At 60.9% G+C, this 18,814-nt stretch carries 20 protein-coding genes; 13 read left to right on the top strand and 7 right to left on the bottom strand.

Going from position 1 to position 18,814, the window contains the following annotated elements; translation table 11 throughout:
• Positions 1–94: 94 nt before the first annotated feature.
• The gene (locus tag N8H74_RS11385) at positions 95–949 is read left to right on the top strand and encodes a D-hexose-6-phosphate mutarotase (protein WP_217832875.1); all 855 of its coding nucleotides are present in this window, start codon (positions 95–97) and stop codon (positions 947–949) included.
• Positions 950–1,162: 213 nt separating this feature from the next.
• On the opposite strand, the gene N8H74_RS11390 is transcribed toward N8H74_RS11385, so the two are convergent.
• Complete coding sequence (locus tag N8H74_RS11390) at positions 1,163–2,023, bottom strand: MurR/RpiR family transcriptional regulator (RefSeq protein WP_169842436.1); 861 nt, start codon at positions 2,021–2,023, stop codon at positions 1,163–1,165.
• A gap of 226 nt (positions 2,024–2,249) precedes the next feature.
• On the opposite strand from N8H74_RS11390, the gene zwf reads away from it, so the two are divergent.
• The 4 genes from zwf to N8H74_RS11410 all read left to right on the top strand — a co-directional run bounded on the left by zwf (position 2,250) and on the right by N8H74_RS11410 (position 6,007).
• Positions 2,250–3,716 (top strand): glucose-6-phosphate dehydrogenase, encoded by a 1,467-nt coding sequence (zwf, locus tag N8H74_RS11395; RefSeq protein WP_217832876.1) that lies wholly within the window; start codon positions 2,250–2,252, stop codon positions 3,714–3,716.
• On the top strand, positions 3,703–4,413 hold the full coding sequence (gene pgl / locus N8H74_RS11400) for a 6-phosphogluconolactonase (protein ID WP_262147596.1): 711 nt from the start codon (positions 3,703–3,705) through the stop codon (positions 4,411–4,413). The genes zwf and pgl overlap by 14 nt, the downstream gene beginning before the upstream one ends.
• Positions 4,414–4,430: 17 nt before the next feature.
• Positions 4,431–5,096 carry a bifunctional 4-hydroxy-2-oxoglutarate aldolase/2-dehydro-3-deoxy-phosphogluconate aldolase gene (locus N8H74_RS11405; protein WP_262147598.1) on the top strand — a complete coding sequence of 222 codons (666 nt, stop codon included), beginning with the start codon at positions 4,431–4,433 and terminating at the stop codon, positions 5,094–5,096.
• A 194-nt stretch (positions 5,097–5,290) separates the two neighbouring features.
• Positions 5,291–6,007, top strand: coding sequence for an intradiol ring-cleavage dioxygenase (locus tag N8H74_RS11410; RefSeq protein WP_262147599.1), 717 nt, complete (start codon positions 5,291–5,293; stop codon positions 6,005–6,007).
• Here the strand turns inward: N8H74_RS11410 and N8H74_RS11415 are convergent.
• Both N8H74_RS11415 and N8H74_RS11420 read right to left on the bottom strand, forming a co-directional pair.
• Positions 6,004–7,185: an aminotransferase class V-fold PLP-dependent enzyme gene (locus N8H74_RS11415; protein WP_262147601.1), complete on the bottom strand. Its 1,182-nt coding sequence runs from the start codon at positions 7,183–7,185 to the stop codon at positions 6,004–6,006. The two genes, N8H74_RS11410 and N8H74_RS11415, sit on opposite strands and share 4 nt — an antisense overlap.
• A gap of 27 nt (positions 7,186–7,212) precedes the next feature.
• Positions 7,213–7,449, bottom strand: coding sequence for a DUF3820 family protein (locus N8H74_RS11420; RefSeq protein WP_025112833.1), 237 nt, complete (start codon positions 7,447–7,449; stop codon positions 7,213–7,215).
• 204 nt (positions 7,450–7,653) lie between these two features.
• Between N8H74_RS11420 and N8H74_RS11425 the strand changes: the two genes are divergently transcribed.
• Positions 7,654–8,121, top strand: coding sequence for a PA2169 family four-helix-bundle protein (locus tag N8H74_RS11425; protein ID WP_217832881.1), 468 nt, complete (start codon positions 7,654–7,656; stop codon positions 8,119–8,121).
• 109 nt (positions 8,122–8,230) lie between these two features.
• Here the strand turns inward: N8H74_RS11425 and N8H74_RS11430 are convergent, their stop codons facing one another.
• Both N8H74_RS11430 and N8H74_RS11435 read right to left on the bottom strand, forming a co-directional pair.
• On the bottom strand, positions 8,231–8,701 hold the full coding sequence (locus N8H74_RS11430; RefSeq protein ID WP_217832882.1) for a MaoC family dehydratase: 471 nt from the start codon (positions 8,699–8,701) through the stop codon (positions 8,231–8,233).
• A 42-nt stretch (positions 8,702–8,743) separates the two neighbouring features.
• Entirely contained in the window at positions 8,744–9,688 is a 945-nt protein-coding gene (locus N8H74_RS11435; protein ID WP_262147605.1) for an alpha/beta hydrolase, read from the bottom strand.
• A 235-nt stretch (positions 9,689–9,923) separates the two neighbouring features.
• Here N8H74_RS11435 and fadD2 point away from each other — a divergent pair, with 235 nt between their 5' ends.
• Together fadD2 and fadD1 are read left to right on the top strand one after the other, a co-directional pair.
• The gene (gene fadD2 / locus N8H74_RS11440; RefSeq protein ID WP_262147607.1) at positions 9,924–11,612 is read left to right on the top strand and encodes a long-chain-fatty-acid--CoA ligase FadD2; all 1,689 of its coding nucleotides are present in this window, start codon (positions 9,924–9,926) and stop codon (positions 11,610–11,612) included.
• A 357-nt stretch (positions 11,613–11,969) separates the two neighbouring features.
• Positions 11,970–13,670: a long-chain-fatty-acid--CoA ligase FadD1 gene (gene fadD1, locus N8H74_RS11445; RefSeq protein WP_217832885.1), complete on the top strand. Its 1,701-nt coding sequence runs from the start codon at positions 11,970–11,972 to the stop codon at positions 13,668–13,670.
• A gap of 223 nt (positions 13,671–13,893) precedes the next feature.
• Here fadD1 and N8H74_RS11450 read toward each other — a convergent pair whose 3' ends face one another.
• The gene (locus N8H74_RS11450; RefSeq protein ID WP_217832886.1) at positions 13,894–14,271 is read right to left on the bottom strand and encodes a hypothetical protein; all 378 of its coding nucleotides are present in this window, start codon (positions 14,269–14,271) and stop codon (positions 13,894–13,896) included.
• Positions 14,272–14,467: 196 nt separating this feature from the next.
• On the opposite strand from N8H74_RS11450, the gene N8H74_RS11455 reads away from it, so the two are divergent.
• The 3 genes from N8H74_RS11455 (at position 14,468) to def (ending at position 16,330) form a co-directional block, all read left to right on the top strand.
• Positions 14,468–14,659: a CsbD family protein gene (locus N8H74_RS11455; protein ID WP_217832887.1), complete on the top strand. Its 192-nt coding sequence runs from the start codon at positions 14,468–14,470 to the stop codon at positions 14,657–14,659.
• Positions 14,660–14,836: 177 nt separating this feature from the next.
• Positions 14,837–15,787, top strand: a complete 951-nt coding sequence (locus N8H74_RS11460; RefSeq protein ID WP_217832888.1) for a YihY/virulence factor BrkB family protein — start codon at positions 14,837–14,839, stop codon at positions 15,785–15,787.
• A gap of 3 nt (positions 15,788–15,790) precedes the next feature.
• On the top strand, positions 15,791–16,330 hold the full coding sequence (gene def / locus N8H74_RS11465; RefSeq protein ID WP_262147610.1) for a peptide deformylase: 540 nt from the start codon (positions 15,791–15,793) through the stop codon (positions 16,328–16,330).
• 24 nt (positions 16,331–16,354) lie between these two features.
• On the opposite strand, the gene N8H74_RS11470 is transcribed toward def, so the two are convergent.
• Positions 16,355–16,774 (bottom strand): GNAT family N-acetyltransferase, encoded by a 420-nt coding sequence (locus N8H74_RS11470; RefSeq protein ID WP_262147612.1) that lies wholly within the window; start codon positions 16,772–16,774, stop codon positions 16,355–16,357.
• A 132-nt stretch (positions 16,775–16,906) separates the two neighbouring features.
• Between N8H74_RS11470 and N8H74_RS11475 the strand changes: the two genes are divergently transcribed.
• A complete protein-coding gene (locus N8H74_RS11475) occupies positions 16,907–17,848 on the top strand; it encodes a fatty acid desaturase (protein ID WP_262147614.1) in 942 nt (313 codons plus the stop codon).
• A gap of 57 nt (positions 17,849–17,905) precedes the next feature.
• Positions 17,906–18,697 (top strand): PhnD/SsuA/transferrin family substrate-binding protein, encoded by a 792-nt coding sequence (locus N8H74_RS11480; RefSeq protein WP_262147616.1) that lies wholly within the window; start codon positions 17,906–17,908, stop codon positions 18,695–18,697.
• The last annotated feature ends 117 nt before the right edge of the window (positions 18,698–18,814 follow it).

Consider the following 18,814-nt stretch of genomic DNA (forward strand, 5'->3'; position numbering starts at 1 on the left):
TCCATGTGCGCATATTTGCGGACAGCCAAGGCTGTCCGCTTTTTTTTGGAAGGGCTGGCGCCGCCCTTGGACGATGAATTCGGAACCGTGGCCCATGCATGAGCATCCGCTGCAACGCTTTTTCAGATCCTTGCGCGAACGACCGGTGTTCGCCTGGGAGCGCTATCAGATGCGCGATGTGCTGGTGATCGATCATCCGCTGTGTCAGGCGGTGTTCAGTCGGCAGGGCGCGCAGTTGCTGCATTTCCAGCCACGCGGGCAAAAACCGTGGTTGTGGTGCGCGGCGAAGTGGCCGCACGTCGGCGCGATCCGTGGTGGCGTGCCGGTCTGCTGGCCGTGGTATGGCCGCCATCCCAGCGAGAATGCGTGGCCGTCCCATGGCTGGGCACGACTGCTCGACTGGAAACTGCTCGACAGCAGCAGTGCCGAGGATGGTGTGCGCCTGCACTGGCAATTGCAGCTGTGCGACTGGCAGGTCGACCTGCACGCGCACTTGGGTGAGCGCATGGAATTGCGCCTGAGCACCGAGCACCAGGACGACATGCCGTGCCAGTTGAGCCAGGCTTTGCACGCTTACTGGCGTATTGGCGACGTCGGTGAGATAGCGCTGTCTGGGCTAGAGGGCGCGCAGGGTTATGACCAGTTGAACCGCCAGGCCTGCCAGCAGGAAGGCGAGTTGCGGGTCGAGGGCGGTTGTCAGCGCGTGTTCCAGCACGACGGCGAATTACAGATCAAGGACCACGCCTGGCAGCGTGCGCTGCGCATTGATACGGGTGAGAGCGCCGACACGGTGGTCTGGCACCCGGGCTCGCGACCGTTGCTGGGTGTGAGCTGGGATGAGGTGACGGAGTTTGTCTGCGTGGAGGCGGCGGCAGGCGGGACGGACAGTCTGCATCTGGCGCCGGGGGAGAAGGCGCATTTGAGTTTGCAGGCATGGGCGGGGGCTTGAGTGTTTCAGTTGCACTGCTGCCGTCACCCTAACCCTCTCCCGGAGGGAGAGGGGACCGATTGGGGGATATTCAAGAGATTCACCGACTTGAACGAATGTCTTTGAATCCATAATCGACCCAATCTTTCAGGTCGATGTATAGCGTCAGCCTCTTCGGTCGGCGCCCTCTCCCTCGGGGAGAGGGCTGGGGTTGGCCTTCAGGTTTTTGAGGCCTTAGTTGAACTCATCACCCACCGGATACCGGCTGGCATTCAAGCTCTCTTTGATCTTGCGCAGATGCGGCTGGAAATCCACCCCTCGGCGCAGCGTCATGCCAGTCGCCAGCACATCCAGCACCGTCAGCTGAATGATCCGCGAGGTCATCGGCATGTAGATGTCGGTGTCTTCCGGCAGCGGAATGTTCAGGCTCAGGGTGCTGGCCTTGGCCAGCGGCGAGTTCTCGGCGGTCAGACCCAGTACCGAGGCGCCGTTTTCCCGGGCGATGCGCGCCACTTCCACCAGTTCGCGGGTGCGGCCGGTGTAGGAAATGATCACGAACAGCTCACCGGTATGCGCCACCGAGGCAATCATCCGCTGCATCAGCACATCGGCATGGGCCGTAACCGCCAGGTTGAAACGGAAGAACTTGTGTTGCGCATCCAGCGCCACCGGGGCCGAAGCGCCGAGGCCGAAGAAGTGGATCTGCCGGGCCTGGATCAACAGGTCGACGGCGCGGCTGATCAGGTTCGGGTCCAGAGCCTGGCAGGCGCTGTCCAGCGAAGCGATGGCGCTGCCGAAAATCTTCTGGGTGTAGGCCTCGGGATTGTCATCGGCCTCAACGGCGCGACTGACATACGCAGCACCGCTGGCCAGGCTCTGGGCCAGTTGCAGCTTGAGTTCGGGGTAGCCGCTGACGCCGAACGAACGGCAGAAGCGGTTGACGGTCGGCTCACTGACCGACGCTGCCTGGGCGAGGGCGGCGATGCTGAAGCGGGTAGCCTGCTGTGGGTTGAGCAGGATCACTTCGGCGACTTTGCGTTCGGCCTTGTTCAGCTCTTCAAGGCGACTCTGGATCTGTTCCAGTAAATTTCGCACGCGGTCCATATGGGGTTCCTAATTCACCGGCGCCGATAAGCGCGCGGCTATGCAAATTGGGCCTTTGATGTGGCCCGTGACGGTGGCCTATCCTACTGATGGCTCCGACCGACCACCACTCGGAATCTGTATTTTGCGAAAATGTTGTGGTTATTACTACATTTTCCCTTGAGTGATGCCTTGAAAAAAGGTATTTGTAGCTTAACTTGATAAAAGAACAAACATCATGCCTTCGATTACGGTAGATCCGTGCAACTTTGCCTTGTTCGGCGCTTTGGGCGATCTGGCCCTGCGCAAGCTGTTTCCTGCCCTTTATCACCTGGATGGCGCCGGTCTGCTGCACGAGGACACGCGTATTATCGCGCTGGCCCGTGAAGCCGGCACCGAGCAGCAGCATCTGGCGTTCATCGCCGCCGAACTGCGCCGTTACGTTGGCAAAGAGCTGGACGAGGCCGTGGCCGAGCGCTTCCTGGCGCGCCTGAGCTACCTGCACGTCGACTTCCTCAAGACTGAAGACTATGCGGCCCTGGCCGACATCGCCGGCAACAGCCAGCGGATGATTGCCTACTTCGCCACCCCGGCGGCGGTCTACGGCGCGATCTGCGAGAACCTGGCGAAAGTCGGCCTCGCGGAAAACACCCGCGTCGTGCTGGAAAAGCCGATCGGCTCCGACCTGGAATCCTCGCGCAAGGTCAACGACGCCGTGGCGCAGTTCTTCCCGGAAAACCGCACCTACCGCATCGACCACTACCTGGGCAAAGAGACCGTCCAGAACCTGATCGCCCTGCGTTTCGCCAACAGCCTGTTCGAAACCCAGTGGAACCAGAACTACATCTCCCACGTGGAAATCACCGTGGCCGAGAAGGTCGGCATCGAAGGCCGCTGGGGCTATTTCGACAAGGCCGGCCAGTTGCGCGACATGATCCAGAACCACTTGCTGCAACTGCTCTGCCTGATCGCCATGGACCCGCCGGCCGACCTGTCCGCCGACAGCATCCGTGACGAGAAAGTCAAAGTGCTCAAGGCCCTGGCGCCGATCAGCCCGGAAGGCCTGACCACGCAGGTGGTGCGCGGCCAGTACATCGCCGGTCACAGCGAAGGCAAATCCGTACCGGGTTACCTCGAAGAACCGAATTCCAACACCCAGAGCGACACCGAAACCTTCGTTGCCCTGCGTGCCGACATCCGCAACTGGCGCTGGGCCGGCGTGCCGTTTTACCTGCGTACCGGCAAGCGCATGCCGCAGAAGCTGTCGCAGATCGTCATCCACTTCAAGGAACCGTCGCACTACATCTTCGCCCCCGAGCAGCGCTTGCAGATCAGCAACAAACTGATCATCCGCCTGCAACCGGACGAAGGCATTTCCTTGCGGGTGATGACCAAGGAGCAGGGCCTGGACAAGGGCATGCAACTGCGCAGCGGGCCGCTGCAACTGAATTTCTCCGACACCTGGCGCAGCGCGCGGATCCCCGATGCCTACGAGCGGTTGTTGCTGGAAGTAATGAACGGCAATCAGAACCTGTTTGTCCGTAAAGATGAAATCGAAGCCGCGTGGAAATGGTGTGACCAGTTGATCGCCGGGTGGAAAAAATCCGGTGACGCGCCCAAGCCGTATGCGGCCGGGTCGTGGGGGCCAATGAGCTCCATCGCCTTGATCACGCGGGACGGGAGGTCGTGGTATGGCGATATCTGATGTGAAACTGCCGGCGGGCGTGAGCGCCCACCCCTTCAAGAGCCCGGTGCTGCTGGCCGAAGGCCTGGCGCTGAATGTCGTCAAGCAGCTGAGCGAGGCCATCGCGGCACGCGGCAACGCGGTGCTGGTGGTGTCCGGCGGGCGCAGCCCGGTGGCGTTCTTCCAGCACCTGGCCAAGCAGGAGCTGGACTGGTCGAAGGTCGTCGTGACCCTCGCCGACGAGCGTTGGGTGCCGGTGGAACACGCTGACAGCAACGCCGGGTTGCTCAAGCAGTATCTGCTCAAGGGACCGGCAGCCAAGGCGCAATTCCTCAGCCTCTACAGCGCTGCGGCGAACGTCGAGCAGGCTGCTGAACAGGCTGATCGTTTGCTCGGCGAACTGCCGGCGATCGATGTGCTGGTGCTGGGCATGGGCGATGACGGTCACACCGCGTCGCTGTTCCCCGACAGCCCGAACCTCGCCGAAGCCCTGGCCGATGGCAGCCGTCGCTGCTGGCCGATGCTTGCGCCCAGCGTGCCGCGTCAGCGCCTGACCATGAGCCGCGCGCTGCTGGCCTCGGCCCGACACAAGATTCTGTCGATTTCCGGTCAGTCGAAACTGACCACCCTGAACGCCGCCGTGGCCGGTGACGATGTCGCCGCCATGCCGATTCGCGCGTTTCTGCAACCCACGTTAGAGATCTACTGGTGCCCATGAGCCAAGGAACAGCCGCTATGACAAACCCATCCCCGACCGTTTCCATGGCGGATAAAGTTGCCCTGATCGACAGTCTCTGCGCCAAGGCGCGGATCCTGCCGGTGATCACCATTGCCCGTGAACAGGACGTGCTGCCGCTGGCCGACGCCCTGGCCGCCGGTGGCCTGACCGCGCTGGAAGTGACCCTGCGCTCGCAGTTCGGCCTCAAGGCGATCCAGATCCTGCGCGAGCAGCGTCCGGAGCTGATGACCGGTGCCGGCACCGTGCTCGACCGCAATATGCTGGCCGCCGCCGAAGCGGCCGGTTCGCAATTCATCGTCACCCCGGGTATTACCCGTGACCTGCTGGAAGCCAGCGTCGACAGCCCGATTCCGCTGTTGCCGGGCATCAGCAACGCCTCCGGGATCATGGAAGGCTATGGCCTGGGCTATCGCCGCTTCAAGCTGTTCCCGGCTGAAGTCAGCGGCGGCGTGGCAGCGATCAAGGCCCTCGGCGGCCCGTTCGGCGAAGTGAAATTCTGCCCGACCGGCGGCGTCGGTCCGGCCAACATCAAGAGCTACATGGCGCTGAAAAACGTCATGTGCGTGGGCGGTAGCTGGATGCTTGATCCTGAGTGGATCAAGAACGGCGACTGGGCGCGCATTCAGGAATGCACGGCCGAAGCCCTGGCCCTGCTGGACTGATGTTTCCGGCTTAACCCTACACCTCGTTGTGTGTTCTACGGCTTTACGGTGCGCTTGGTCGGTGCACCGTTTTTTTTTGCCCGGAAAAAAGCGTCGGGCAACAGCCGCGTCGTCAATTCGAGATACATAGTTACCGCACGGAGGGTTTCTTACGGCGCTAACCTGCGTTCATCTTATGGAAGAGAGAACGCGTCATGGATAACCAGTCTTCAACCTCAGCTGTCTATCAACTGGCCCCCGAGCAGATTGCCGGGCCGTACTTTCGCAACCCGAAACTGCTGCGCCGCAACATCAGCGAAGGCGCCGAAGGCCTGCCGTTGCTGCTGCGCCTGACCATCGTCGACGCCATGACCGGAGAGCCGGTCAGCGGGGCGCTGGTGGATATCTGGCATTGCAACGCGCGGGGCGCCTATTCCGGCTGGAGCCGGATCAATCCGGATCTGGAAGTCGACGACGGCGATATCGGCTCGATCCCGCGAACCGACGATCACACCTACCTGCGCGGCGGGCAGTTCAGCGATCACAAGGGCAGGGTGCGTTTCACCACGATTTATCCAGGGTTCTATGCCGGACGTGCCTTGCACATCCATGTGGCGGTGCGGATTGTCGCCGGCAACGAGTATCTGGAGGAGCGCAATGTGGCCTGGGTCGGCCAGCTGTATTTCCCCGAAGTCATTTCGCGCTCGGTGCTCAACGCCAAGGCCTACCGCGGGCGCGCCTCGACACCGCTGAACAATGCCGAGGACAGCTTTTACACCGAGATGGGCGGTGAGGACTCGACCCTGACGGTCTGGCCGATCGGTCGCGACTCCCACGAGGACGGCTACTTCGGTCACCTCACGATCGGCATCGACACCTTTGCGGTGTCGTCGCAGATCAAGCCCGAGGATTTCGACAAGTACACCGTTTAACGCAGCTCGTTCAGCGCGCGCACCAGGCACTGCATGTCGTCCGCCATGGTGGTCAGCCCCGGGGTGATGCGGATGCACGGCCCGCACGCCGCGCCGGTGCGCACCACGGTGAACAGGTTGTAGTCGCTGAGCAGACGCTCGACCATCAGTTGTTGATCGTCGTGCCGGGTAAAGCGCATCGAGGTGATGCCGCAATACAGGCGTGGGTCGTCCGGCGTCATCACTTCGATGCCCGGCAGGTTGCGCACCGCCTTGACCCACAGGTTGCGCAGGTAATTGAGCCGTGCGCCCTTGGCCGACGCGCCACCGAGCGCGCGGTGCTCCTCGAACACCAGCGGCAGGGTCATCAGCGCCGGGATGTTGGGTGTGCTGTAGGGCGTGCGTGAGCGGATATCGTTGACCGGGTAATGCATCTCGCCCATGTCCGGGTCGATGTCGGCCAGGCGTTGCGGGGCGATGTACAGGAAACCGAGGGTCAGCGGCGAGCCGATCCACTTGTGCAGGTTATAGCCGGCGAAGGCGATGCCCAGCGCTTCCAGATCGAATTCGATCTGCCCCAGCGCATGGGCGCCGTCGAGGATGACATCGATCCCGTGGGCCTTGGCCTGCGTGGTGATGGCTTGCACCGGCATCACCAGACCGGTGCGGTGGGTGACGTGGGTCAGGGCCATCAGCTTGAGCTTTGGATGGCGGATGAACGCTTCGCGATAGGTTGCCACCAGGCTGTCGAAGGTGGCCGGGTGCGCGTGGTCGATCTCGATCACTTCCACGCCGCGATGCCGCGCCAGCCAGCGCATGGCGCCCTTGACCGTGTCGTACTCCAGGTCACTGATGAGGACCTGATCGCCGGGCTGCAAGCGGTTGTAGTTGCGGATCAGCGATTGCAGGCCGGCGCTGGCGTTGGCAGTGAAGGCGACACTTTGTGCGCGTACGCCGATCAACTCGGCCAGTTGTGCGCGGATGTCGAGATTGTCGCTCTGCTCGAAGCGCTGGCGCACGTACACCGAGTTGCTGTTGTTGATCAGCTCGATGTTGCGCTGGTACTCGTCGACCACGGTGCGCGACATGCGCCCGAAGTAGCCGTTCTCCAGGTTCACGGGGCCGGGGTGCGAATCGTAGCGGTCGGCGAATGTCCGCCAGAAGACTTCATCATGGGCGCGCAAGGTGTTGTCGGGCATGGTCGACTCGGATCAGAAAGGGCGCCGTCAGTGGCGGGGGGCAGGTTTGCCGTGTTTGGCGCGCAGCGGTTCGAGCAGATCCGACAGGCCGTTGTGATCGATTTCGTGCATCAGTGCCAGCAACCCGCCCAGTTCGCCGTGGGGAAAACCTTCGCGGGCGAACCAGTTCAGGTAAGGGCCGGGCAGGTCGGCAATGATCCGCCCCTTGTATTTGCCGAAGGGCATTTCGCGGGTGATCAGCAGTTCGAGCTTTTCAGGATTCATCGCAGGGATCGTCAGGATTCAAACACTGCGAAAAATACAGGCATTCTGCATGCAGGCCAAATGACAGATCATGCAAATAACCGGGATACAGTTTTTGCGTTTAAATATAACTTGTTGAAAATTAACGATTATTTATCAAATCTGAAGCTGGCACGTCTGCTGCAATATCCCTTGCATCTTCCACCGATCGCAAGGAATTGAAAAATGACCGACATGAATAAAGAAGCCATTTCTGTACTCAATGACCTGATTGAAACCAGCAAGGACGGTCAGGAAGGGTTCAAGACTTGCGCTGAAGACATCAAGCACCCTGAACTCAAGGCGTTGTTCACCAAACGCTCCGCCGATTGCGCGACCGCCGCTGCCGAACTGCAAGCGACCGTGCGTTCGATGGGTGGCGATCCGGAAACCTCTACCAGCGTCAGCGGTGACCTTCACCGTCGCTGGGTCGACGTCAAAGCCATGTTCACCGGCAAGGACGAAGAGGCGGTGCTGAACGAAGCCGAGCGGGGTGAAGACCATGCGCTGAAGGCTTATCGGGAAGCCATTGAGAAGATCAACAAGCACAACCTCGTCGGAATTCGTGATCTGGTCGAGCGCCAGTATCACGGCGTGCAACGCAATCACGACCAGGTCAAAGCCCTGCGTAACCAGGCTCGCGCACGTTCGTAAGCGTTCACTGAGCATAAAAAAACGCCAGAGATGTCTGGCGTTTTTTTATGTCTCCAATCCAACCCTTTCCCCTCGCCTCCTTGGGGCAGAGGGTTGGGGTGAGGAGGCATCAGCCAATCTTGATCGCCGGCAGCGTCGGCAACGTCACGGTCTGCTGCTTGCGCGGTGCAAGGATTTCCGCCTCGCCATCCACCACCAGCTCATCACGCTGGTTGAACACGCGGGTGGCGATGCGCACGCGGAATTTCGGCAGTTTCTCGAGGATTTCCAGACGCACCGTCAGGGTGTCGCCGATCTTCACCGGCTTCTGGAAGCTCATCTGCTGGCCGAGGTAGATGGTGCCCGGGCCAGGCAACTCGCAGGCAACCGCCGCGCTGATCAGCGCACCGCTGAACATGCCGTGGGCAATGCGCTCCTTGAACATGCTGGCGGCGGCGAACTCGGCATCCAGGTGTACCGGGTTGTGGTCGCCGGACATCGCTGCGAACAGCTGAATGTCACGCTCTTCGACGGTCTTGCTGTAGCTGGCGGTCTGGCCGACTTCGAGGGCTTCGTAAGGGATGTTGGTAACCTGGGTCATCGGTTTCGATTCCTGTGACGGATTAAATGAATCCATAAAAAATTATTCGCTGCGATGCGGACGACGATGGCTCAGGGCCTGGTCGATCCAGGCGAGCACATCGGCGATCACTTCGTCGCGATTGGTCTCGTTGAACAATTCGTGCCGCGCCTGCGGGTAGATCTTCAATTGCAGGTTCTGGCTGCCGGCCGCGCGCAATGCATCGGCCAGATCAGTCAGACGCTTGCCTTCGCTCACCGGATCACATTCGCCGCCGATCACCAGCAGCGGCAGGCCCGGGTCGATCTGGGCGAGATTGGACGCTTTGCTGATTTGCTGCAAGCCGCCGAGCAGGTCGATCCATAGCTGGTTGGTGCAGCGAAAGCCGCACAGCGGATCGGCGGCGTACTTGTCGACTTCGACCGGGTCGCGGCTGAGCCAGTCGAACGGCGTGCGCGCCGGTTTGAACGCCTTGTTGAACGAGCCGAACGACAGCCACTCGATCAACGCGCTGCGTCCTTTGCCGCCCTGGCGCAGTTTTTCCACGCGGGCGATCTGCCGCGCCGCGCGGTACAGGGCAATCGGCTGGAAATTCGAACCACTGAGAATCGCGCCATGGAGGCTGGCGCTGTGGTGCAGCAGGTAGCCCTGGGCCAGATAGCTGCCCATGCTGTGGCCGAGCAACAGGATCGGCACGTCGCGATGGCGCTGGCCGATGAACTGGTTGAGGCTCGCCAGATCGCCGACCACCTTGCACCAGCCGTCATCATCGGCGAAATGCCCCAGCGTGCCGTGGTCGGCCGTCTTGCCATGTCCGCGCAGGTCCGGGGCGTACACACCGTAGCCGGCATCACAGAAGGCCTGCGCCAGTCGCGCATAACGGGCGCTGTGTTCAGCCATGCCGTGGGCCAGCAGGATCACCGCTTTCAACGGCGTGCCCGGCAGCCACTGGTTGACGAACAGGCGGCTGCGGTCACTTGCGTCCAGCCAGAAGGTGTCGTGGATCATGGCGCTTCCTTTTGCTGCATGGGCTCTGAGACGTTGCATTGTATAGCGCGTCCGATCAGCCCACGCCACGGCAGGAAGATTCACACGATCAATGAGGACGCTGGCCATATTTGCCTGTTTGACCATAGCTGCTAGTGTCCGTGAAGCTCCGCTTTTCGCATGCCGTTTCTGACGGATCAGGGATAAATGACAGAAAAGCGGCCCCGGATCGGCTCAGGTAAAGAGGACAAGAACAATGCAACCTGATTTCTGGAATGACAAACGCCCGGCGGGCGTACCCCTGGACATCGATGCGGGTGAATTCAAATCGGTGATCGAGGTGTTCGAGCGTTCCTGCAAGAAATTCGCCGATCGTCCGGCGTTCAGCAACATGGGCGTGACCCTGACCTACGCCGAACTGGAGCGTTACAGCGCCGCCTTCGCCGGTTACCTGCAAGCGCACACCGATCTGGTGCCGGGGGATCGCATCGCGGTGCAGATGCCCAACGTCCTGCATTATCCGATTGCCGTGTTCGGCGCCTTGCGCGCGGGGCTGATCGTGGTCAACACCAACCCGTTGTACACCGCGCGGGAAATGCGTCACCAGTTCAAGGATTCCGGTGCCCGGGCGCTGGTGTATCTGAACCTGTTCGGGCAGAAGGTCCAGGAAGTGCTGGCGGACACCGACCTGCAATACCTGATCGAAGCGAAGATGGGCGACCTGATGCCCACCGCCAAGGGCTGGCTGGTCAATACCATGGTCAGCAAAGTGAAGAAGATGGTGCCGGACTATTCGTTGCCCCAGGCGATCTCTTTCAAGAGCGCGCTGCGTCTTGGCCGAGGGCTGGGCATCAAGCCGTTGAACGCCGGTCTGAACGACATCGCCGTGCTGCAATACACCGGCGGCACCACGGGCCTGGCCAAGGGCGCGATGCTGACCCACGGCAACCTGGTGGCGAACATGCAACAGGTGCGCGCCTGTCTGGCGCAGTTGGGCGCTGACGGCCAGCCATTGTTGCGCGAAGGGCAGGAGGTGATGATCGCGCCGCTGCCGCTGTATCACATCTATGCCTTCACCGCGAATTGCATGTGCATGATGGTGTCCGGCAACCACAACGTACTGATCACCAATCCACGGGACATCGGCGGCTTCATCAAGGAGCTGAAAAACTGGCGCTTCTCGGCGTTGCTGGGGCTCAACACCCTGTTTGTCGCGCTGATGGATCACCCGGATTTCAAGACCCTGGATTTCTCCAGCCTCAAACTCACCAACTCCGGCGGCACCGCTTTGGTCAAGGCCACGGCTGAGCGCTGGGAGCAGCTCACCGGCTGCCGCATCACCGAAGGCTACGGCCTGACCGAAACATCGCCGGTCGCCTGCACCAACCCGTATGGCGACAAGTCACGCCTGGGCACGGTCGGTTTGCCGATGCCGGGCACCACGCTGAAAATCATCAGCGACGATGGCGTCGAGCAACCTCTTGGGGAGCGCGGCGAACTGTGCATCAAGGGGCCGCAGATCATGAAGGGCTACTGGCAGAAGCCGGAAGCCACCGCCGAAGTGCTGGATGCCGAGGGCTGGTTCAAGTCCGGTGACATTGCGGTGATCGATCCCGACGGTTTCGTGCGCATCGTCGATCGCAAGAAGGACATGATCATCGTCTCCGGTTTCAACGTGTACCCGAACGAGATCGAAGACGTGGTGATGGCTCACCCGAAAGTCGCCAACTGTGCAGTGATCGGCGTGCCGGACGAACGTTCGGGAGAGGCGGTGAAACTGTTTGTGGTGGCGCGGGAGACCGGGGTCAGCCTGGAAGAGCTGAAGGCCTACTGCAAAGAGAACTTCACGGCGTACAAAGTGCCGAAGCACATCGTCTTGCGTGAGTCATTGCCGATGACACCTGTCGGGAAAATCCTGCGGCGGGAATTGCGCGATATCGCTTGATCGATGGATGGCCGCGTGCAGCGCGGATCGCGGGCAAGCCATGTTGCCACAGGGTGATCGATGATCCTGTGGCAGCGGGCTTGCCCGCGATGCTTTTGGGCGCAAATGTCCCTGAATTCCGGGGCTTTTCAGAGGGTATAGGTTTTTTGCTCTAAAATGACTTTTAGTAAGTCTTGAGTCATTTAAATGACTGGGCGGGCCATTTTTGGCTCTAGTCGACCCTTGGCAAAGCTGCTACTCTCGGCGCGCTTTGTGACTTCTCGGCCTTGTAGAAAGCCAGATTCACCAATGACCAAACACCAATAATAATCGCATCAAATGCGGTGCTGAATTCGCGTTGCTGAGGAGTGGGCTTCCATGATCGAAGACTTTTGGAAGGATAAGTACCCCGCTGGAATTGCTGCCGACATCAATCCAGACGAGTACCCGAATATTCAGGCAGTGTTGAAGCAATCCTGCCAACGCTTCGCCGACAAACCGGCGTTCAGCAACCTGGGCAAGACGATCACCTACGGTGAACTGTACGAATTGTCCGGTGCCTTTGCCGCGTATCTGCAACAGCATACCGATTTGCAGCCCGGTGATCGAATCGCCGTGCAACTGCCCAACGTGTTGCAGTACCCGGTCGCCGTGTTCGGTGCCATCCGCGCCGGGCTGATCGTGGTCAACACCAACCCGCTGTACACCGCGCGGGAAATGGAACACCAATTCAACGACTCCGGCGCCAAGGCCCTGGTATGCCTGGCGAACATGGCGCACCTGGCCGAGGCTGTGGTGCCCAAAACCGGCGTCAAGCACGTCATCGTCACCGAAGTCGCCGACCTGTTGCCGCCGCTCAAGCGCCTGCTGATCAACAGCGTCATCAAGTACGTGAAGAAGATGGTGCCGGCCTATCACCTGCCCAAGGCCGTCAAGTTCAACGACGTGCTGAGCAAGGGCCAGGGCCAGCCCGTGACCGAAGCCAACCCGAACAGCGGCGACGTCGCGGTGCTGCAATACACCGGCGGCACCACCGGCGTGGCCAAGGGCGCGATGCTGACCCACCGCAACCTGGTGGCGAACATGCTGCAGTGCAAGGCGCTGATGGGTTCCAACCTCAATGAGGGTTGCGAGATCCTGATCACGCCGCTGCCGCTGTACCACATCTATGCGTTCACCTTTCATTGCATGGCGATGATGCTGATCGGCAACCACAACATCCTGATCAGCAACCCGCGCGACCTGCCGGCGATGGTCAAGGAACTGTCGAAGTGGAAGTTCAGCGGCTTCGTCGGCCTCAACACCCTGTTCGTGGCCCTGTGCAACAACGAAGGTTTCCGCAAGCTGGATTTCTCGGCGCTGAAAGTCACCCTCTCCGGCGGCATGGCCCTGCAACTGGCGGCGGCGGAGCGCTGGAAAGCAGTCACCGGTTGCGCCATCTGCGAAGGCTACGGCATGACCGAGACCAGTCCGGTCGCCACGGTCAACCCGATCCAGAACATCCAGATCGGCACCATCGGCATTCCGGTGCCGTCGACCCTGTGCAAAGTCGTCGACGATGCCGGTGTCGAGCAGCCGCTGGGCGAAATCGGCGAGCTGTGCGTCAAGGGTCCGCAGGTAATGAAGGGCTACTGGCAGCGTCAGGAAGCCACCGATGAAATGCTCGACAGCGAAGGCTGGCTGAAGACCGGTGATATCGCGCTGATCCAGCCGGACGGCTACATGCGCATCGTCGATCGCAAGAAAGACATGATTCTGGTCTCCGGTTTCAACGTGTACCCGAACGAACTGGAAGACGTGCTGGCGACCCTGCCGGGCGTGTTGCAGTGCGCGGCCATCGGTGTGCCGGACGAGAAGTCGGGCGAGGCGATCAAGATTTTCATCGTCGCCAAGCCGGGCGTCACGCTGACCAAGGAACAGGTGATGGAGCACATGCGCGCCAACGTCACCGGCTACAAGGTGCCGCGTTCGGTGGAGTTCCGCGATGCGCTGCCGACCACCAACGTCGGCAAGATCCTGCGTCGCGAATTGCGCGACGAAGAGCTGAAGAAGATCAAGGCGAAGGCCAGCGCCGCGTAAACCACGGCCCGGTAAAACAACAAGCCCCGCAGATGCGGGGCTTGTTGTTACTGAGCGGTTCGGCGTGGGTTCGGGGTGTGAGAGCAAACTTGGCCCTCACCCCAGCCCTCTCCCGAGGGAGAGGGAGCTGATCGCATGTATTTCAGATTCAACGTTCGACTCGATCTATCAGATCTCCCCGGTCAGTCCCTTCTCCCTCCGGGTGAGGGGGGCAACCCGGTGCTTACTGACGGAACTGCGCGAAGTTCACCTGGGTGCCCGCCGGACGCATGTCCTGCAGGAACGAGTCCTTGTCGGCACTCAGTTCCAGGCTCAGAGCCGCCTTGCGCTTGCCTTCGTTGCGGATCACCAGACCTTCAAGCTTCTCGCGCAGGAACGCGGTCGGCACTTTGACGTGCAGCAGTTGGTCGGTGGCCGGGGTGTGCATCAGCAGGTGAATCCACTCGTACTGACCGATCGCCAGACGCGTGACCGGCAGGTCGAACCACCAGATATTGCGGTTGCGGTTCAGTTCGGCGAAGTGGCAGTTGTTGACGCCGAGCACGGCACCGCCCAGTTCCTGGTTGCGACGGGCAATGGCCTGCTTTTTATCGAGTTTCATAACATTCCTGCGGGATCGGTTCTCTGGCGCGTTGCGCCCATAGGTGCGCATTCTCGTGGGAAAGCCTGCAAACATAAAGCGCAACCTGTTGCCGGCGACGAAATGAGCCCGTGAAAATAAATGAAACTTGGCGCAAACCGGGCCAGTCAATCCTTGTGTACTGACTTTCCCCGTCAATGTTCCAAGGAGAAACACCATGGGTAGCACGAGCGATAAAGTGAAAGGCATGGCCAACGAAGCGGTCGGCAACATCAAGCAAGGCGTCGGCAAAGCCACCGACAACAGCAAACTGCAGGCCGAAGGCAAGATCCAGGAAAAGAAAGGCGAAGCCCAGCAAGCGGTCGGCAAAGCCAAGGACGCGGTTAAAAAGGGTGTCGACAAGGCTTGATCCAGCCGTGAACGAAACCCCCGGGCGGCCATCCAAGGATGGCCGTTTTTGTATCTCGCTCACATGCCGTCACGGATCACGGTGTTTCAAAGTCGCCAAGTAAGCTACTTTGATCAGAGACAAACGGCCCCTGAGTCGCCACGACTTCAACCTGCTTTGCGGCGAAAGGAGACGCGAATGATTTTCCCGGACATGAAAGGTCTGCCCCTGCATCGGGTGATGATGCGCACGGTCACTGAATTCATGGACGACGAGATGTCGACCTATGCCTCGGCACTGGCCTACCAGATGCTGTTCTCGCTGTTCCCGTTCATTCTGTTCCTGATTGCCCTGATCGGTTTCCTGCACCTGCCGGACTTCTTCTCCTGGCTGCGCCTGCAATCGGAGCTGGTGTTGCCGCCCCAGGCGCTGGAGCAGGTCAACCCGGTGATCGATCAGTTGCAGCAGTCCAAGGGGGGCCTGCTGTCGGTGGGTATCGTCATCGCCCTGTACACCGCGTCCGCCGGCGTGCGCCTGATGATGAGCGCGATGAACGCCGCCTACGACGTGGTCGAGGGCCGGCCGATCTGGAAGCGTTTCCCGCTGTCGATCATCTACACCGTCGGTATCGCCGGCATGTTGCTGGTGGCCGCCGCGCTGATGGTGCTCGGGCCGCAGGTGATGGGCTGGATCGCTGCGCAGGTCGGTCTGGAAGATTTCATCGTGACGGTATGGACCATCGCCCGCTGGCCGGTGATCGTGATTCTGATGATGGTCGCCGTGGCGTTGATCTACTACGTGATGCCGGACGTCAAACAGGAGTTCCGTTTCATCACGCCGGGGTCGGTGCTGGCGGTGGTGGTGTGGATCGTCGCGTCCCTGGGGTTTGCGTTCTACGTCAAAACGTTCGCCAACTACAACGCCATGTATGGCAGCATCGGTGCGATCATCGTGTTGTTGCTGTATTTCTATATTTCCGCCGCCGTGCTGTTGCTCGGTGCGGAGATGAATGCGGTGATCGAACACATGTCCAGCGAGGGCAAGGACCCGGGCGAGAAAGTCCCTGGCGAACTCGATGAGCATCCCAAACAACATGTTTCCGGCCTTGGGCGCGATCACTCGCTCAATCCGAACACTGACGAAGCCTGACCAATGATCCGTGAAATCCTGAAAATGGGTGACGAGCGCCTGTTGCGCATCGCGCCACCGGTGCCGGCCGGGATGTTCGACAGCCCTGAACTGTGGCAACTGATCGACGACATGTTCCAGACCATGGAAAGCGTCGGCGGCGTTGGCCTGGCTGCGCCGCAGATCGGTGTCGACCTGCAACTGGTGATCTTCGGCTTCGAACACAGCGAGCGTTACCCGGACGCCGAAGCGGTGCCGCAGACGATCCTGATCAATCCGCTGATTACCCCGCTCAGCCCGTTGATGGAAGAGGGCTTCGAAGGCTGTCTGTCAGTGCCCGGCCTGCGCGGCGCAGTGGATCGCTATCAGCAGATTCGCTACGAAGGTTTCGACCCCAAGGGCGAGCCGGTCGTGCGCGTGGCGTCAGGGTTCCATGCGCGGGTGGTGCAGCATGAGTGCGATCACCTGATCGGCCGTCTCTATCCGTCGCGCATCACCGATTTCAGCAAGTTCGGCTTTACTGAAGTGATGTTCCCGGATCTGGACCCGAACGCGGACGACTGATATTCCCGACATCGCCGCTCCCGGTCAGGTCGGGCGCGACTCCAGTCCCATCGCAATCATCGGCTTGCTCCGCGCGTAACGGCTCAATCGCTCGGCCATGGCGTAGGGCAGGGTGGTGTCGAAGCTGAACCCGCGCCGCTCGTAAAACCCCCGCAGATCCGGGTGGCAGAACAGCCACACCGGTGCTTCCACTCCCTTTACCGCTTCGGCGATCAACTGCGCAGCAATGCCCTGCTCGCGACAGGCCGGGTCGACGAGCAGCCCGGTCAGCCAGAACCCGCCCGCCACCGGCCGCAGACACAGCGCGGCAACGATCTCCTCACGGCGCGCCACCCACAATTGTGCATCGCGCACCGCTTTCATCGACGATTGATGGGCGCGGTAGAACTTGTTCATCAAGGGCCAGGACAGCTCGTCGAGCTGGCTGTAGCGAAGGTTGGTCATGGCGTCGGACTATCGTTGCAAAAGGCGCTGATTATAAGAGAACCCAAGGGTTTGCTTCCTGCGTAAAAATAATCTGCAAGATTGCCCGAGGGTGTTGCACAGAACGGATAGGTCCCCGTTCCGAGCCGCGCCATGTCCCATTACTTCGACGACCGTCATCGTCAACAGATCGAAACCCTGCGCCAACGCTTCACCGCCCGCACCGAATGGCCCACCTGGCTGTTGCTGATCGGCGTCTACGCCGGTTGGTTCGCGGTGGTGCTGGGCAGCGAGTGGCTCGGTCGCGGCTGGAGCACGCTGCTGATGATTCCGTTGCTGGTGCTGTGGCTGTCGGTGCAGCACGAATTGCTTCACGGGCACCCGACGCGCTGGACGACCGTCAACAAGATCCTCGGCTACGCGCCGTTGGCGGTGTGGTATCCCTACACCCTCTATCGCGACAGCCATTTGCAGCACCACCGCGACGAGCACCTGACCATCCCCGGTGTCGACCCCGAAAGTCGCTACCTCAGCGCCGCACGCTGGCAGGGCAGTTCGCTGTTCGAGCGCAGCCTGCACTGGTTGAACAAAACCGTATTCGGCCGCTTCCTGCTCGGTGCGCCGCTGGCGTTGTTGGCGCTGGCCGCCGAAGAGCTGCAACGCCTGAAAAACGGCGAGCGCCAGGCCTGGCTGATGTGGTTGAGCCACGGCGCGCTGACCCTGCTGATGCTGGGGTTCATCGCCCGCTTCAGCATACTGCCGGTGTGGCATTACCTGCTGCTGATCAGCGTGCCGGCGCTGTCGATCGCGATGATCCGCTCCTACTATGAACACCGACCCCACGCGCAACCGGAGCAACGCACCGTACTTAACGAGGCTGGCTGGCCGTGGCGCTGGTTGTTCCTCAACCTGAATTTTCATCTGGTGCATCACGACTTGCCCGCCCTGGCGTGGTACGACTTGCCCCAGGCCTACTTCGCCCGACGCGAGCAATGGCAGGCACGCAGCGGGGGATTTGTGGTGCAGGGCTACGGGCAATTGTGGCGGCGCAATGGATTCAGGCCGATCGACAGCCCACGGCATCCGTTCCACTGATCGTTGGAACGTCGCGAAGACCCTGATGTGGGGACCTGTTTATAAGGAACAACACGCATGACCCAACACCACGCCGAACTCCTGATGTACGTCGCCCCCGAGCCGATCCGCGCCGCCAACGAGCGCTGGCTGGCACGGATCCTCGAGTTGCTGGGCCACACTCGGCTGAGCGCCGAGGGTCTGTCGCTGCCTGAACTCTGGCGTTCGCCCGACCTGCTGCTGACCCAGACCTGCGGCTACCCGCTGATGACGGCGCTGCGCGAGCAGGTACGGATCGTCGGGCGTCCGCGCTACGAGTTGGCCGACGCCAGCGCCGGCAATCATTGCAGCCTGATCCTCGCGCGCACCGGTGACCCGCGCCAAACCCTGGCGGACTTTCGCGGCAGTCGCGGGGTAATCAACAGCGACGATTCGAACAGCGGCATGAACCTGCTGCGTCAACGTCTGGCGCCGCTGCATCAGGACGGACAGTTCTTCGCCTCGGTCGCGCTCAGTGGCGGTCACCGCGAGAGCCTGCGCTGGCTGCGTGAGGATCGCGCCGATCTGGCCGCCATCGACAGCGTGACCTACGCCTATCTGGCGCAGTATGCTCCCTCGGAGGTCAGCGGACTGCGGGTCATCACGCGCACGGCGTTCAGCCCGACGCTGCCTTTCATCACGCTTGCCGACGCAACGGATGCACAAGTCGAACAACTGCGTAGCGCGATGAACCAGGCACTGCGAGAGTTGCCGCAAGTGAGGCAAACCCTCGGTCTTGTCGACGTGCTGCCGGCCAACGAAAGCGATTACCGGATCGTTCTGGACTATCAGCGCGAGGCCGAAGACCTGGGTTATGGTCGCTTGCGTTGATCGTTGGTTTTATATTTCTATAAGGAATATAAAAATAAGATTTAAATATTATTAATGCATAAGGCTCCTTGCTAGGATCGCGCCACCGGACTACCGGACATTCAGCGACCCTCACCC

The organism is Pseudomonas sp. B2M1-30, from assembly GCF_025447575.1.
Taxonomy (GTDB): domain Bacteria; phylum Pseudomonadota; class Gammaproteobacteria; order Pseudomonadales; family Pseudomonadaceae; genus Aquipseudomonas; species Aquipseudomonas botevensis.